Origin of the sequence: Pseudoclavibacter sp. 8L (assembly GCF_902506465.1) — a bacterium.
Classification (GTDB): Bacteria; Actinomycetota; Actinomycetes; order Actinomycetales; family Microbacteriaceae; genus Pseudoclavibacter.
This window is the reverse complement of the sequence record NZ_LR733186.1, coordinates 1,713,089-1,728,631: the sequence shown is the minus strand read 5'-3', so window position 1 is coordinate 1,728,631 and position 15,543 is coordinate 1,713,089. Positions and strand designations below refer to the sequence as shown.

At 70.0% G+C, this 15,543-nt stretch carries 13 protein-coding genes; all 13 read left to right on the top strand.

What is annotated here, in order from left to right; all coding sequences use genetic code 11:
• Positions 1-229 precede the first annotated feature (229 nt).
• On the top strand, positions 230-1,855 hold the full coding sequence (locus tag GV007_RS14845; protein WP_160073746.1) for an ABC transporter substrate-binding protein: 1,626 nt from the start codon (positions 230-232) through the stop codon (positions 1,853-1,855).
• A 197-nt stretch (positions 1,856-2,052) separates the two neighbouring features.
• Entirely contained in the window at positions 2,053-3,507 is a 1,455-nt protein-coding gene (locus GV007_RS14840) for an MFS transporter (RefSeq protein WP_160073744.1), read from the top strand.
• Between the two features lie 122 nt (positions 3,508-3,629).
• Positions 3,630-4,460, top strand: coding sequence for a MurR/RpiR family transcriptional regulator (locus tag GV007_RS14835; RefSeq protein ID WP_104243669.1), 831 nt, complete (start codon positions 3,630-3,632; stop codon positions 4,458-4,460).
• A 95-nt stretch (positions 4,461-4,555) separates the two neighbouring features.
• On the top strand, positions 4,556-5,722 hold the full coding sequence (locus GV007_RS14830; RefSeq protein ID WP_160073742.1) for an ABC transporter substrate-binding protein: 1,167 nt from the start codon (positions 4,556-4,558) through the stop codon (positions 5,720-5,722).
• Positions 5,719-7,497: an ABC transporter permease gene (locus tag GV007_RS14825; protein ID WP_201297714.1), complete on the top strand. Its 1,779-nt coding sequence runs from the start codon at positions 5,719-5,721 to the stop codon at positions 7,495-7,497. The genes GV007_RS14830 and GV007_RS14825 overlap by 4 nt, the downstream gene beginning before the upstream one ends.
• Entirely contained in the window at positions 7,494-8,597 is a 1,104-nt protein-coding gene (locus GV007_RS14820; protein ID WP_160073740.1) for an ABC transporter ATP-binding protein, read from the top strand. The genes GV007_RS14825 and GV007_RS14820 overlap by 4 nt, the downstream gene beginning before the upstream one ends.
• Positions 8,594-9,154 carry a histidine phosphatase family protein gene (locus GV007_RS14815; protein ID WP_160073738.1) on the top strand — a complete coding sequence of 187 codons (561 nt, stop codon included), beginning with the start codon at positions 8,594-8,596 and terminating at the stop codon, positions 9,152-9,154. Before GV007_RS14820 ends, GV007_RS14815 begins: the two co-directional genes overlap by 4 nt.
• 77 nt (positions 9,155-9,231) lie before the next feature.
• Positions 9,232-10,284, top strand: a complete 1,053-nt coding sequence (locus tag GV007_RS14810; RefSeq protein WP_160073736.1) for an aldo/keto reductase — start codon at positions 9,232-9,234, stop codon at positions 10,282-10,284.
• 144 nt (positions 10,285-10,428) lie between these two features.
• Complete coding sequence (locus GV007_RS14805; RefSeq protein WP_160073734.1) at positions 10,429-11,808, top strand: hemolysin family protein; 1,380 nt, start codon at positions 10,429-10,431, stop codon at positions 11,806-11,808.
• Positions 11,801-12,844: a hemolysin family protein gene (locus tag GV007_RS14800; RefSeq protein ID WP_160073732.1), complete on the top strand. Its 1,044-nt coding sequence runs from the start codon at positions 11,801-11,803 to the stop codon at positions 12,842-12,844. The genes GV007_RS14805 and GV007_RS14800 overlap by 8 nt, the downstream gene beginning before the upstream one ends.
• 159 nt (positions 12,845-13,003) lie before the next feature.
• Positions 13,004-13,993, top strand: a complete 990-nt coding sequence (locus GV007_RS14795) for a CPBP family intramembrane glutamic endopeptidase (RefSeq protein ID WP_236558524.1) — start codon at positions 13,004-13,006, stop codon at positions 13,991-13,993.
• A 130-nt stretch (positions 13,994-14,123) separates the two neighbouring features.
• Positions 14,124-14,651, top strand: a complete 528-nt coding sequence (locus tag GV007_RS14790; RefSeq protein WP_236558523.1) for a DoxX family protein — start codon at positions 14,124-14,126, stop codon at positions 14,649-14,651.
• A gap of 49 nt (positions 14,652-14,700) precedes the next feature.
• Positions 14,701-15,504 carry an IclR family transcriptional regulator gene (locus GV007_RS14785; RefSeq protein WP_160073730.1) on the top strand — a complete coding sequence of 268 codons (804 nt, stop codon included), beginning with the start codon at positions 14,701-14,703 and terminating at the stop codon, positions 15,502-15,504.
• The last annotated feature ends 39 nt before the right edge of the window (positions 15,505-15,543 follow it).

Sequence of the window (15,543 nt, the reverse complement as noted above, 5' to 3'; positions counted from 1 at the left end):
GGTCACCACAGGGTCAAGCCGCACACCGGAGCGAGCTGCGCGCGCATCCACCGCCGACGCCGCAGACCGGTAATGCCGCGTCAGGTTCCTGCGCGGGGCGTCACCGAACGACCGCCCCAGCGGCTCTGTTACGCGGTTCCTGGACGCCGCCTGAGCTTCCTGCCACGCTCTCGCCAACCCGCCACCCTCGGCGAACTCCCCCGCACCTTTCGAGCACGACAGGACCGTCATGATCAGACGCCGCTCCACCTTCTCCGCCGCCGTCATCGGCGCGGCCCTCACCTCCCTCCTCCTCAGCGGATGCGCGACCGGGCAGAGCACCGCGAGCGCGGGTTCCGACACCCCCGTCGCCGGCGGCAACCTCGTCCACGCCGTCACCGCGATCGCCGACGGCTGGCAGCAGCAGCAGTCGAACAACTGGTACAAGAGCCAGGTGTGGACGCAGCTCGTCGAGACGCTCGTCTACGTCGACAACACCGGCGAGGTGCACCCGTGGCTCGCCGAGTCGTGGGAGGAGAGCGAAGACGGGCTGCAGTACACGCTCAAGCTCCGCGAAGGCGTCACCTTCTCCGACGGCACCCCGCTCGACGCGGCCGTCGTCGCGAAGAACCTCGAGGTGCTTGGCCTCGGCGACGAGAGCAAGGGCATCACGCGCTCGCCCATCGTTCCAGGCGAGTTCGCGAGCGCAGAGGCCGTCGACGACTCGACCGTGCTCGTGACCCTCAAGTCCCCGAACCGCGGGTTCATCCCGAGCCTCGGCTTCTTCGCCGCCGGAATCCTGGGCGAGAGCACCCTCGACCTGCCGCTCGGAGATCAGGCGGACCTCGCGAACGTCGTCGGTACCGGAGCGTTCGTCTTCGAGTCGCAGGTACCCGAGCGCGAGATCGTGCTCACGAAGCGCGCCGACTACAACTGGGCCAGCGAGGCGTTCGACCACGAGGGCCCCGCCTACCTCGACTCCATCACCTTCAACGTGCTCGAGGAGGACTCCGCACGCCAGGGCGCCCTCGAGTCCGGCCAGGTCGACTCCGTGCACTTCGTGCAGCCCAGCGAGGAGCAGCGCCTCATCGACGACGGCTTCAACGTCATCTACGGCGAGTACCTCGGCACGCCCATCAACTTCGTGCTGCGACCCAACGCCGAGATCACGGACGACGTGAACGTGCGCCAGGCCATCCAGCACGGCGTGAACCGTCAGGAGATCGTCGACACGGTCTTCAACGCCAATTGGAAGCCGGCGACCTCCTCCGTGCAGGCCGCGACGCCAGGCTGGGTCGACCTCAGCGAGAACCTCGCCTTCGACCCGGACCTCTCGAACTCGCTCCTCGACGAGTCCGGCTGGACTGAGAAGGACGGCGACGGCTACCGGGTGAAGGACGGCACGCGCCTCACGATCCCCGCCTACACGTCGCCGTTCGTGAACGGCTCCGGCCAGATCCTCGAGCTCGCCGCCCAGCAGCTCAAGGCGATCGGCATCCAGCTCGAGATCCGCCAGACGGATGCGAGCACGTACAGCGACGTCTTCGCAGCAGGCGGCACCCCGATCTTCCCCGTCGCCAACTCGTTCCTGGACGCGACGACGCTGCGCCAGTACTGGGGGCAGGACTACACCAACCAGTTCCAGCTGAAGGGCGGCGAGCTCGAGGAGCAGCTGCTTGGCGTCTCCCAGACCGCGAACGGCACCGAGGAGCGGGCGGCGAACCTAGCGAAGCTGCAGGAGAGCGTCCTCGAGGAGGCCTACACGGTGCCGATCGTGGACAACTACCAGGTGTTCGTCACGAGCCCCGAGGTGCACGGCATCGAGACCAACGCCGTCGGCCGCCCGTACTTCTACGACACCTGGCTCGGCCAGTAGTCGCCGGCGGCGCGCCTGCACTGCACCGCACTGGCCAACTTCCGTGATGATTCAGCCCGAATGACGTCCATCCGGGCGGGCAGCCCCGAACCATCACGGAAGTTGGCCGGACCGGGCCGGAGCGGGCTCCGACATCCACGCGCACCCACCGTCCGCGCGTTCCCCTGCGCGCCGCCTCCCGCGCATAGACTCCGCGCATGGCACTCCCAGGCCGCGCCGACGACGGCGCCACCTCACCCAGCGACGCGACCCCGAGCGGGCGGGTCGAGACCGTCGACGGCGGGGCGGCGGTGACGCCGAAGGAACTCAAGAAGCGCGCCACCGCCTGGGCGCTGTGGGACGTCGGCAACTCCGCCTTCCAGGCCGTCGTCGTCACGTTCGTCTTCGCCACCTACCTCGCGAGCGACCTCTTCATCGACCCGCAGGTCGCGGCGCTCGGGGACGCGAACCCGCTCGACCCGCAGTACCTGGCGGCTCAGGCCGCATCCACGAACGTCATCGCGAACCTGAGCACCGTCGCGGGGCTGCTCGTCGCGCTCATCGCACCGGTCCTCGGCCAGCGCTCGGACGGCTCCGGCAAGCGCAAGCTGTGGCTCGGCATCTTCACGGGCATCACGGTGCTCATCATGCTCGCCATGTTCTTCATCCAGCCGGGCGAGGAGTACCTCTTCTGGGGCGCACTGCTGCTCGCGGTCGGCACGATCTTCGCCGAGCTGAGCGGCGTCAACTACAACGCCATGCTCTCGCAGGTCTCGACGCCCAAGAACGTGGGCCGCATCTCCGGCATCGGCTGGGGCCTCGGCTACCTGGGCAGCATCGTGCTGCTCGTGCTGCTGCTCGTGCTGTTTATCCAGTCGTTCGGCGTGGAGGGCCGGAACGGAGTGCTCGGGGTGCCGAGCGGGGTGGATGGGGGTGCGCTCGACATCCGCTTCGCCATCGTGCTCGCGGCCGTCTGGTACGTCGTCTTCGCGCTCCCCGTCATGTTCAAGGTGCCGGAGATCGCGAAGGACGAGAACCGCCCGAAGGTGGGCTTCTTCGCCTCCTACGGCGTTCTCTTCCGCGTGATCGGGAAGCTCGCGAAGAGCGACCCGAAGCTGCTCCTGTTCCTCGCCGCGAGCGCCGTCTTCCGCGACGGCCTGCAGGCGATCTTCGCGTTCGGGGCGATCCTCGCGGCGCAGGTGTACGGCTTCGCGCCGAGCGAGGTCATCTACTTCGCGGTCGCCGCGAACCTCGTCGCCGGCCTCGGCACGCTCGCTGCCGGCTGGTTCGACGACCGCTTCGGCCCGAAGCTCGTCATCATGGCGTCGCTCGTGTCGCTCACCGCGTTCTCCGTGGTGCTCCTCTTCCTGCCGTCCGAGCAGACCGTGTTCTGGATCTTCGGCCTCGCCCTGTGCCTCTTCGTGGGTCCCGCGCAGGCGGCGAGTCGCTCCTACCTGTCGCGCGCGACGCCTCCCGGGCGCGAGGGCGAGCTGTTCGGCCTCTACGCCACCACGAACCGCGTCGCGAGCTTCATCACGCCCGCCCTGTTCAGCCTCTTCGTGTTCCTCTCCGGCAACCCGAAGATGGGCATCATCGGCATCGGCATCGTGCTGGCCGTTGGGTTCCTCATGATGCTGCCCGTGCCGAGCAAGGTGAAGCAGGCGAGCGCGTAGCGCGGACTCCGCGGCACTCCGTCGGCGCCTCAGGGAACGCCGAATCGGACACTCGATGAACGACACGTGAACGTGCAGGACTTGCACCCATTGCAAGTTCTTTTGCACTTAGCGTTCCTCGCGTGCTCATCATCAGCCTCGCCAAGCAGCAGGGTCACCTGCTCACGCCGACCGACCGTCGGCTCGTCTCGGCCCTGCAATCGCAGCCGCTCGAGGCGACCTTCTGGAGCGCGGCCGAGCTGACCGGCCCGCTCCAGCTGCACCAGTCCGCGGCGACCCGGCTCGCGCAGCGCCTCGGCTTCGAGGGCTACCCGCAGCTTCGGGATGCGCTGCGCGCCGATTACCACGGCGGCGACGGCCCCTCGCAGCGCATCAGGGGTCGCCTCGAGCGTCATCAGGCGAGCGATGTGCTCGGTGGTTTCGTCGACGACGAGCTCGCGGCGCTGTCCGACCTCCCCCGCCACGTGCAACAGGGCGAGCTGGATGCGCTCGCCGAGCAAGTGCTGCGCGCCGGCGAGGTGCACCTCTTCGCGCAGGGCAACGCGACCGTGCTCGTCGACCTCATGAGCCGCCGCCTGCAGCGCTTCGGGATGCGCACCGTGCAGCTCACGGGGTCGCGCCGCGACATCGCCGAGCGGATCGCGCGGCTCTCGGCGGGCGACCTCCTCCTGGCGTTCGCCTTCCGCAGGGCGCCCGCCGTGCTCGGGCCGCTGCTCGACGTGGCGGCCGAGGCGGGCGCGCACAGCGCCCTCATCACCGACACCGTCGTGTGGCCCGCCCCGCGCCCGTCGACCATCATCGCCGCGCCCCGCGGCGGCAGCGACGACTACCTCTCCCTGACCGTGCCGATGGCGATCAGCAACGCGCTCATCCTCACCATCGCCCGCCGTGCCGAGCCCTCCCTGCGCTCCCTCGACCGCCTCGGCACGCTCCTCGACCGACTCGACTCCTGACCAGCACGACGACCAGCTTCACCCCAGCACCCGGATGCGCCTCGACGCATCCACCCCTCTCCGCTCTGCGCTCCACAGACAACGAAGGAACACCCATGCGCTTCCCCGCCCGCCCTCTCGTGACGTCCGCCGCGGCGCTCACCGCCCTCGCGCTCCTCGCCGGATGCTCCACCAGCCCGACCACCGGCGACGACGCGGCATCCGCAGTCGACTGGGACTCCCTCAGCCACGACGAGCTCGTCGCGATGGCCGAAGAGGAAGGCACGGTCTCCGTGTACGCCTTCACGAGCCGCGTCGCGAGCATCGAGGAGAGCTTCGAGGCCGCTTACCCCGGCATCGACGTCGTCTCGAGCGACCTCTCCTCGACCGAGCTCATCCAGCGACTCGCGAGCGAGCACACCGCGGGCAGCACGACCGCGGATGTCGCCTACGTGAGCGACGCCCCGGTCGTCGTCACCGAGCTGCTCGCCGACGGGGTGCTGACGCCCTACGTGCCGCCGCGCGTCGCCGAGTCGCTGCCCGCCGAGTTCCAAGCGCCCCTCGTCGCGAACCGCCTGTCGACGAAGGTGCTCATGTACAACGAGGAGGCGCATCCGGATGGTGCCCCGGTCGACAACCTGTGGGAGCTGACCGAGCCGGCCTGGGCTGGCAAGGTCGTCATGGTCGACCCGAACGTGCGCGGCGACTACCTGGACCTCGTGACGGAGATGTCGCTGCGCGCCGACGAGATGGCGGCCGCGTACGAGGAGCACTTCGGGACCCCGGTGGTGCTCGACGAGGGAGTGGACGACGCGGGCCTGCAGTTCATCTCCGAGCTCTACGCGAACGACGTCGTGCTCGTCGATGACACCGACACGGTCAACGCCGCGATCGGCGCCACTGGCCAGGCGAACCCTCCCGTCGGCTTCACCTCGTACTCGGACCGCCGCGACAACGAGGACGAGGGATGGGCGCTGCAGGTGGCCGCGAACGTCGCCCCGTCGCCCGGCATCGCGTTCCCCGCGATGCTCGGCGTCACCGCGAACGCCCAGAACCCGGCCGCCGCACGACTCCTCATCGACTACATGATGGGCGACGACACCGAGACGGGCGGAGAGGGCTTCGAGCCGTTCTACGTCGCAGGCGACTACCCGACGCGCAGCGACGTGGTCGCGCCAGCCGACGCCGTCTCGCTCGAGGAACTCGGCGCGTGGCGCATCGAGCCGGAGTCGTCCGCCGAGCGCCGCGACGAGATCGCCGACTTCCTCCTCAGCATCCAGTGACGCTCCTCACCAGGTCCATCGGTCGCGGCCCCACCCCCGCGCGGGGCCGCGGCTGGCGGACGGTCGCATCGCGAGGCCGCATCGGCGTGCTCGCGGCGGTCGTCATCGCCATCCTCGTCGTCCTCGTGGCGCTCCCCCTCGGCGGCCTCGTTGCCGCGACCGTCGGCGAGCGGGGTGCGGGCGCGTGGGGCGACGTGTTCGTCGGGCGCATCGCGGGCAACCTCTTCTGGCAGCCGCTCGGGAACTCGCTGCTCGTCGGCCTCGGAACGGGACTCCTCTCGACCGTGATCGGCGCCTTCCTCGCCTGGGTCGTCGTCATGAGCGACGTGCCCGGCCGGAAGATCATCGGCGCGCTCGCCGCCGTGCCCTTCGCCCTGCCGAGCTTCGCCATCGCGCTCGCCTGGGAGACGGTCTTCCGCAACGACCGCATCGGCGGCTCCCCCGGCCTGCTCCAGTCGTTCGGCATCGCGGTTCCGGATGCCCTGGCCTGGGGAGTCGTGCCGATCACGCTCACGCTCGTCGCGCACTACTTCTCGCTGTCGTTCCTCGTCGTCGCCGCGGCCCTCGCGAACGTCGGCGGGGACCTGCTCGCGGCCGCCGAGCTGACCGGAGCCTCCAGGCTGCGCATCGCCCTGCGCGTGACGCTGCCCTCGGTCGCCCCCGCGCTCCTCTCCGGGTTCCTGTTGGCCTTCGCCGAAGGGGTCAGCAACTTCGCCGTGCCCGCCCTGCTCGGCCTGCCCGTCCGCTTCCAGACCCTGAGCACCCGCCTCTACGGGTCCATCTCGACGGGCGACGTCGAACGCGGCTACGTGCTCTCGATCCTCCTCGTCGTCATCGCGGCGGCCGTGCTCTTCCTCGGCACGAAGGCCACGGGGCGCGGCTCGTTCGCGACACTCACCGGAAAGGCGACGCGGGCCCGCGCCGTCAGGACCGGTGCCTGGCGCATCCCGCTGCTCGTCGCAGCATCCACGCTGGTGCTGGTCACGGCGATCGTTCCAGGCATCGTGCTCGCCGTGAGCACCGTGCTGCGGCGCACTGGGCGCGTCGACGGCGGCTTCACGCTGCACTTCTGGACCGGCGGGTCCGACCCTGGCATCGCGCAGGGCGTGCGCGGCATCCTCAGCGACCCGACCGTCATCACCGCGCTCGGCGGCACCCTCGCGCTCGGGGCCTCCGTCGCGGTCGGGGCGATCATCCTCGGCGTGCTCGGCGCCTACGTGCTGCGTCGCCTCCCGCGAGCGCGCGTCACGTCCGGGACGATTTCGTTCCTATCGTACGTGCCCTTCCTCATCCCCGGCGTCGCGTTCGGGGCCGCGTTCATCGCGCAGTTCGGAACGCCGATCGGCCCGCTCCCCTCGCTCTACGGCACCTTCTGGATCCTGGTCCTCGCGGGCGTCGCGGCGAGCGTCCCGTTCGCGTTCCAGACCTCACGGGCCGCACTCGGCCAGGTCTCGAACGAGCTCGAGGAGGCAGCGACCGTCGCCGGGGCCCGTGGACCGCGCCGGCTGGCGCGCATCCTGCTGCCCCTCTCGGCCAGGGGCGTGGTGGGCGGAGGCGTGCTCGTCTTCGTGACCATGGTGCGCGACCTGTCGCTTGTCGTGCTGCTCGTCACGCCAGCCACCCCGCTGCTCTCGACCATGACCTTCCGGTACGCCTCCGAGGGGTTCACCCAGCACGCCAACGCCATCACCCTCATCATCGCCGCCATCTCGGTGGCCGCCACCCTTCTCGCCCGCAGACTGCAGGGCGACCGAAACGCCGGGAGCACCACGTGACCGCCATCACCCTCGACCGCCTCGCGAAGGCATTCGGCCGCCAGAGCGCGGTGCGCGACATCGACCTCGAGATCCCGGACGGCGCCTTCGTCGTGCTGCTCGGGCCGTCCGGATGCGGGAAGACCACGACGCTGCGCATGCTCGCGGGGCTCGAGGAGCCGTCGGCGGGGCGCATCCGCTTCGGCGACCGGGTCGTCACCGACGGCGACACGGGCGCGTCCGTTCCGGCGAGCAAGCGCGGGCTCGGCATGGTGTTCCAGAGCTACGCGCTGTGGCCGCACATGCGCGTGCGCGACAACATCGGCTGGCCGCTCAAGGTCGCCGGCTGGGGCTCCGCCGAGCGTGACGCTCGCGTCGCCGAGGTCCTCGGCATGCTCGAGCTCGACGGCCTCGCCGATCGCTTCCCGGCCGAGCTCTCCGGCGGCCAGCAGCAACGCGTCGCCATCGCCCGCACCGTCGCGCCGAAGCCCGGCGTGCTCCTCTTCGACGAGCCCCTCTCCAACCTGGACGCGCGCCTGCGGCTCGACACGCGGGCCGAGCTCGTGAAGGTGCACCGGCTGAGCGGTGCGACGAGCGTGTACGTCACGCACGACCAGGTGGAGGCGCTCGCCATGGCGACCCACATCGCGGTGATGCGTGATGGGGCGATCGAGCAGTTCGGCACGCCGCAGGAGCTGCTCGATCGGCCCGCGACCGCGTTCGTCGCCTCCTTCCTGGGGAGCCCCGCCAAGGTCATGCTCCGCGGGGAGGTCGGCCGGGGGCGCCTCTTCCGAGGCGTGGCACCGCTCGCCGAGGTGCCCGGCGTCCCGGACGGGACGACGCTCCACGCCATGTACGCGCCGGAGTCGATCTCGGTCGGGGCCGGCGGGCTCCTCGAGTTCGAGGTGCTCGAGTCGACCCCGGTCGCGGGACGATGGATCACGACGGGCCTCGCTGGCTCCGACCGCCTCTCGATCGTCACCGACCGGGCCCACCAGCCTGGCGAGGCGACGCGCCTGCAGCCGCCGGAGCATCCGGACGCGATCTTCTCGGCGGAGGGCTCGCGGCTCGCGACCGCCGGGGACGCGGCGGGGACCGAGCTCGCAGGGGCGACCCGATGACCGCGCTGCTGCTGGTTCGCCACGGCGCGACCTCGTGGACCGCCGAGCGCAGCCTGCAGGGGCGTACCGACATCGACCTCACCGCCAAGGGCCGAGCGGATGCGGCGGCGCTGCGGGAGGCAGTCTCGGTGTGGGCACCCTCCAGCGTGGTCGCCTCGCCGCTCCTCCGTGCTCGCTCCACAGCGTCGGCCCTCAGCGATCTCGAGCCGTCGATCGACGAGCGCTGGGCGGAGGCGACGCTCGGCGAATGGGAGGGGCGCGTGCCAGCGGAGATCGGGCCGGACTACGCCGAGTGGCGTGCGGGGCGGCTCGTGCCGCCTGGCGGCGAGTCGGCGCCGGCGCTTCGAGCCCGCATCGAGGGAGCAGTCGCCGATGCGGCTCGCCGGCCCGGACCGGTGCTGGTCGTCACCCACGGTGGCACGATCCGCGCGGTCCTCGCGCGCTACATCGGACTGACCGCGGACGTCATCGAGCCCGTCGCCGCGCCGAGCCTCACGGCGATCGACGTGCAGCTCGACGGCTCGGCTCGGCTCGTCGCCTTCAACGTGGCGCGGTAGCGAGCCGCGCCCCGAGTATTACCCCCGGGGCGCGGCTCACTGGCGCAATGTCGGTGGTCAGCACGAGACTTGACGCCATGACGAACAGCTCGGCAGGCAAGCTCCCCACGACGCTCCTCGGCGACGGCCTCGTGACGACCGTGCAGGGCTACGGCGCGATGAGCCTCAGCGACGCCTACGGGCCCATCGACGACGCGCAGGCGCTGCGCACGCTGCAGCACTCGGTGGATGCGGGCGTCACGTTCCTCGACACCGCCAACATCTACGGCGACGGCCGCAGCGAGCGCACCATCGCGAAGATCTTCCCGGCACAGCGGGAGCGCATCCAGCTCGCCACGAAGTTCGGCATCACGAAGGGCGACGGCGTCGGCAAGCGAGGCGTGCGCGGCGACCGCGAGCACGTCCGCGAGCAGGTCGAGCTCTCCCTCAAGCGCCTCGGCACCGACCACATCGACCTCTACTACCAGCACCGCGTCGACCCGAACGTGCCCATCGAGGACACGGTCGGTTTCGTCTCCGAGCTCGTCGCCGAAGGCAAGGTACGCCACATCGGGCTGAGCGAGCCGACGGGCGCCGAGATCATCCGCGCGGCCGCCATCCACCCGATCGCCGCGGTGCAGAGCGAGTACAGCATCTTCAGCCGCGACCTGGAGGCGCACGTCATCCCCGCCATCCGCGAGGTCGGAGCAGGGTTCGTGCCCTACTCGCCCGTCAGCCGCGGCCTGCTCACCGACTCGTGGGCGGAGCTCGACGCCGTCTCCCCCAATGTGCGCGCCAACTTCCCCCGCTTCTTCCCCGAGAACCTGCCCGTGAACCGCGCGCTCGCCGGCGAGGTCGCCGCCGTCGCCCAGCAGCTCAGCGAAGTGCACGACCGCCACGTCTCGGTCGCCGAGGTCGCCCTCGCCTGGGTGTACGCGAAGTCGGCGGAGTTCGGCGTGCGCGTGTCCCCCATCCCGGGAACCCGCAGCCCGCAGCGCGTCGACGAGAACCTGCGTGCCATCGGCCTCGAGCTGAACGGCGAGCAGCTGCAGCAGCTGGACGCGCTCGCCGACCAGGTCATCGGCCACCGCTCCGCCGACCCAGCCTGGACCTCCCAGGGCCGCGAAGAGGCCCAGCTCGCGCGCTCCTGACCAGGCGGATCCCCAGCTTTCCGAGTTGCGGGCAAACGAAGGCCAACTAGAATCTCTCCTCATGGAAGACCCTCCCAGTCATAGTCCCAAGCCTCTCGACGTTCCGGCCGAACCCTCGGCCGCCACAGTCTGGAGGCACCACGCATGAACGAATGGGTGATGCTCGGCATCGGCCTCGTTCTCACAGTAGGAACCGGGTTGTTCGTCGCGAGTGAATTCGCGCTCGTCAACCTCGACCGAAACGAACTCGAAAAACGGCAAAGCCGCGGAGAGAAGCGACTCGGGCCCACCATCAAGGCCCTGAAGATCACGTCGACGCACCTCTCCAGCGCGCAGCTCGGGATCACGCTCACGACCCTGCTCACGGGATACACGTTCGAGCCGGCCGTCAGCTCCCTCCTCGAGGAACCCCTCACCGGCGTCGGCGTTCCCGCGGGCCTCGTGCCCGTCGCGGGGGCCATCGTCGGCATCATCCTCGCGACGCTGTTCTCGATGATCATCGGCGAGCTCGTTCCGAAGAACTTCGCACTCGCCCTCCCCCGGGCGACCGCGAAGGTCGTCATCCCGTTCCAGGCGCTCTTCACGACGGTGTTCAAGCCCGTGATCCTGCTCCTGAACAACACCGCGAATGCCATCATCCGCTCCATGGGCATCGAGCCCAAGGAGGAGCTCTCCGGTGCCAGAAGCGCCGACGAGCTGTCCTACCTGATCCGCCACTCCGCGCTCTCCGGCCTGCTCGAAGAAGACGACGCGGCCCTGCTGCGGCGCACCCTCAAGTTCGCCGAGCACGACGCGTCCGACGTCATGACGCCCCGCGTGCGCATGGCGAGCGTGGAAGTCGACGACACGGCGCAGGCGATCATCACCCTCGCCATCGAGACCGGCTACTCCCGGTTCCCGGTCGTCGACGGCACCCCGGACAACATCACGGGGTTCGTGCACGCCAAGCAGGCGTTCGCGGTCGCCGTGGAACGTCAGACCGAGGTCACCGCGGGCGAGCTGCAGACCGAAGCGCTCCGCGTGCCGGAGTCGATGGGCGCATCAGCCCTGCTGACCCTCCTGCGCGCCGAACGCCACCAGGTCGCCGTCGTCGTGGATGAGCATGGCGGCACCGCGGGCATCGTCACGCTCGAAGACCTCGTCGAGGAGATCGTCGGGGAGCTCGAGGACGAACACGACCGACACCAGACCGGGTTCATCCGGCGCGGCCGCTCCGTCACGTTCGACGCCTCCTGGCGCCCCGACGAGGTCCTCGACCGCCTCGCCATCGAGGTGCCGGAGGACGGCGACTACGACACCGTCGGCGGATTCATCACCGACACCCTCGAGCGTCTCCCCGAGCTGGGCGACGAGGTCGCCATCGAGGCGGGCATGCTGCGCGTCGAGCGCATCGACGGCACCCGCATCGTGCGGGTGCGGTACCTGCCCAACGAACCGGACGGCGACCAGAGCCTCATGACGAACCAGGAGCTTGCGCTCGACAGAGCCCACGACCGAGTCAAGGAGGTGATGACCAATGAGTGAGTACCTGCCAGGAATCCTGTGGCTGTTCGTCCTCCTCATCGGCAACGCCTTCTTCGTCGGCGCCGAGTTCGCCGTCATCTCGGCGAAGCGATCCCAGATCGAGCCCCTCGCCGAGCGGGGCAGCCGCGCCGCGAAGACCACCCTGTGGGCGATGGAGCACGCGACGCTCATGCTGGCGACGAGCCAGCTCGGCATCACCGTCTGCTCGCTGCTCATCTTGAACGTCTCCGAGCCGGCCATCCACCACCTGCTCGAGATCCCGCTCGGGCTCACCGCGCTGTCGGCCGAGGCCATCAGCGTCATCGCGTTCGCGGTCGCGCTCGTGCTGGTCACGTTCCTGCACGTCGTGTTCGGCGAGATGATCCCCAAGAACCTCGCGTTCTCGGTACCTGACCGCGCGTCCCTCCTGCTCGCCCCGCCCCTCGTCGTGGTCTCCAAGATCTTCAACCCGATCATCTGGAGCCTCAACACGATCGCCAACGGCGTGCTGCGCCTCTTCAAGGTCGAGCCGAAGGACGAGGCGACGAGCACGTACACGCTCGAGGAAGTGGCCGGGATCGTCGAGCAGTCGACCCGAGAGGGAACGCTGAGCGACACTTCCGGCACGCTCGCTGGCGCGTTCGAGTTCACCGAGAAGAAGGTCAGCGACGTCGATGTGCCCATCGCCGAGATGGTGCTCCTGCCGGCAGGCGCGCGTCCCATCGACGTGCAGAAGGCGGTCGCCGAGCACGGCTTCTCCCGCTACGTCGTCACCGACGAGCGAGGTGAGCCGACGAGCTACATCCACATGAAGGACGTCATGGACCTCATGGGTGCTGACGCCTTCACGTCGCCCATCCCGCAGAAGCGGCTTCGGAGCCTCGTCTCCGTGTCGCGCGACGCGGAACTCGAGGACGCCATGGCGGTGCTCCGCGACCGCGGCGCGCACGTCGCCAAGGCCCTCGACTCCGACGGCAGGGTGACAGGTCTCCTGTTCCTGGAGGACGTCCTCGAGGTGCTCGTCGGCGAGGTGAACGCGACCACCGCGGCCGCGTAGCCCACCGCTTCGATCTCGCAGAAGGGGATGCTCCCGCTCGGAAACGGGCGGGAGCATCCCTTTTCCGCATCTGCTGCCGCTGCCGCATCCGCTGCCGCCTCTCGCCGCGTTGCTCGCGTTTCTTTGACAGGAAGCGTTCGATGACGCCAGGCTGGAACGGTGCAGACGACAATGCCGACAACACCGTCCACCCGCGACAAACTCGCCGTTGGGGTCTTCCTGGCGCTGGCGTTCGGCCTCTCCTGGCTGGTCGCGCTCCCCCTCTGGCTCGGCGATGGGCTCGCCAACCCCTGGTTCCCCGTCATCTCGATCGCCATGATGCTGACCCCGGCAATCGCCGCCCTCGTCACGGTGTTCGCCGTCGAGCGCCCTGCACGGCCGTGGCGCACGCTCGGCATCGTGCCGCTGAAGCCGGCGCGCAGACTCATCGCGTACCTGGCGCTCGCCGTCGTCGTTCCGGTTGCCCTCATCTTCGCCGCCCTGCCCATCGGAGCCCTCTTCGGCGTCTACTCCATGGACCTCGTGAACTTCTCCGGATTCCAGGCGATGCTCGACGAGCAGCTCGCCGCCGAGGGCGTCGGCAACCTCGAGCTCCCCATCCCGGTTGTCGTGCTCGTGCTGCTGCAGCTCGTGAGCATCCCCGTCGGCGCGTTCCTCAACCTCATCCCCGCCCTTGGCGAGGAGCTGGGGTGGCGCGGCTGGCTGCTCCCGAAGCTCCTGAGTCTCGGCACCGTCCCCGCGCTGCTCATCTCGGGCGTCATCTGGGGCCTCTGGCACGCACCGTTGATCCTCCTCGGCTACAACTACGTGGATGCGCCGGGCTGGCTCGGGCTGACCATGATGGCGGGGATGTGCATCCTCGTCGGGGCCGTGTTCGCGTGGCTGCGCATCCGCTCGGAATCGGTGTGGCCGGCGGCTCTCGCGCACGGAGCCTTCAACGCCGCAGCGGGCTCGTACCTGCTGTTCGCCGCGGCTGGCGAGCGGGTCGACACGACGCAGGCCACGATCCTCGGCTGGACCGGATGGATCGTGCCGCTCATCTTCGTGGCCGTGCTCCTCGCGACGAAGCAGTTCGCGCCACCCAAGCCCGCGCCGGCTCTGCCCGGCCAGCAGTCGGAGACGAGGAGTCAGCAAGAAGCAGCCTCGTGACCTCCTGAACCTGCATCCGGCTCACTCCTGAGCGGCGGGAGGGGGGAAGGGCAAGGGGAAGGGGGCGCAAAGGGAAAGCAGGGGCAGGAACAGAGGGCAAGGGCGCAGGGAGAGGGCGCAGACTTGGCGGATGCAGACTTCACCGACAGCAGACCACCGACCGGCCCGCTCCAGCGCGCCACAGGACGCGCGCACGGTGCACGCGGGGCGCACGCCGCGGACCTCGGTGCCGCGTACGATCGCCCGCGTGGTGCTCGGCGGATTCCTGCTGTTCGCGGGAACCGCGCACCTGTCGTTCGCACGCGCCGAGTTCCAGGCGCAGGTGCCGACGTGGCTGCCGCTCGACGCGGACTTCGTCGTGCTCGCCTCCGGCGTCGTCGAGGTGCTGCTGGGGCTGGCGCTCATCGCGGCGGGCCGCTGGCGGGTCGCCGTCGGCTTCGTCGTCGCCGCATTCTTCCTGGCGGTCTTCCCCGGCAACATCTCCCAGTACGTCACGGGGACGGATGCGTTCGGCCTGGATACGGACGCGGCCCGACTCCTCCGCCTGCCGTTCCAGGTGCTGCTCATCGCTCTGGCGCTCTGGACGACCGCCGCGTGGCGCGACCGACGCGAGCTGCTCACCCCGTTCCGGCGCGACGACGCCCAGGGCCAGCGCTGAACCACGCCGTCGTGGGCGGCCGAGCGGGCCGATGCTCTAGATTCCATGTATGACTGATTCCGGCAGCGCAGCCCCGCCCGCCACCGGGAACTCGGGCGTCGCCCCGCTGCTGGTGCTCGGCAAGATCACGGACATCCTCGACAGCTTCACGCTCGAGTCGCCTTCGCTGTCGCTCGCGGAGATCCGCACGAAGACCGGCCTCCCCACCTCCACGACGCAGCGTCTCGTGACGAACCTCGTCGCGCAGGGCTTCCTCGACCGCGACGACGACCGCTTCCGGATCGGGCTGAGGATGGCGTACTGGTCTGCGCCAGCCGTCCGCGGCATCAAGGCGATCGACCTCCTCGCGCCGCTCCTGCGCGAGCTGCGTCAGGCGACCGGCGAGAGCGCAACCCTCTTCCGGGCGGACGACGACTACCGCGTCTGCATCGCGGTCGACGAGACGCGGCATGAGCTGAAGCAGGATGTCCACGTCGGCAAGGTCGCGCCGCTCACGGTCGGTTCCGCGGGCCGGGTCCTGCTCGCCTGGAACGCGGACCTCCGCGAGAGCATCCTCGCCCGACCGATCCCGGACCTCGCGGCGAGCACCATCACAGACCCGGTCGAGCTGCGAGCCGTGCTCGAGCAGACCAGGAACGACGGGTTCGCGATCACCCGCAACGAGCGCATCGACGGCCTCGTCGGGGTGGCGGCCCCGGTATTCGAGCCGAGCGGACGGGTGCGGATGGCGCTGGGAGTGAGCGGGCCGGCCGCCCGCATTCAGCCGCAGATGCTGGAGGACTGGGCCCCGATGCTCGTCGAGACGGCCGAACGCGCGACGCGCCTCATCGGCGGTCGCGCTCCCGCCGAGTAGCGGCGCGACTGGGAACGGCGGCGCAGGTGCCCCGAGCGG

Excerpts from the sequence above, each read along its gene's own strand:
- GV007_RS14845 (WP_160073746.1), top strand. The coding sequence starts at position 230 with ATGATCAGACGCCGCTCCACCTTCTCCGCCGCCGTCATCGGCGCGGCC.
- GV007_RS14840 (WP_160073744.1), top strand. The coding sequence starts at position 2,053 with ATGGCACTCCCAGGCCGCGCCGACGACGGCGCCACCTCACCCAGCGAC.
- GV007_RS14830 (WP_160073742.1), top strand. The coding sequence starts at position 4,556 with ATGCGCTTCCCCGCCCGCCCTCTCGTGACGTCCGCCGCGGCGCTCACC.
- GV007_RS14815 (WP_160073738.1), top strand. The coding sequence starts at position 8,594 with ATGACCGCGCTGCTGCTGGTTCGCCACGGCGCGACCTCGTGGACCGCC.
- GV007_RS14810 (WP_160073736.1), top strand. The coding sequence starts at position 9,232 with ATGACGAACAGCTCGGCAGGCAAGCTCCCCACGACGCTCCTCGGCGAC.
- GV007_RS14805 (WP_160073734.1), top strand. The coding sequence starts at position 10,429 with ATGAACGAATGGGTGATGCTCGGCATCGGCCTCGTTCTCACAGTAGGA.
- GV007_RS14800 (WP_160073732.1), top strand. The coding sequence starts at position 11,801 with ATGAGTGAGTACCTGCCAGGAATCCTGTGGCTGTTCGTCCTCCTCATC.
- GV007_RS14790 (WP_236558523.1), top strand. The coding sequence starts at position 14,124 with ATGCAGACTTCACCGACAGCAGACCACCGACCGGCCCGCTCCAGCGCG.
- GV007_RS14785 (WP_160073730.1), top strand. The coding sequence starts at position 14,701 with ATGACTGATTCCGGCAGCGCAGCCCCGCCCGCCACCGGGAACTCGGGC.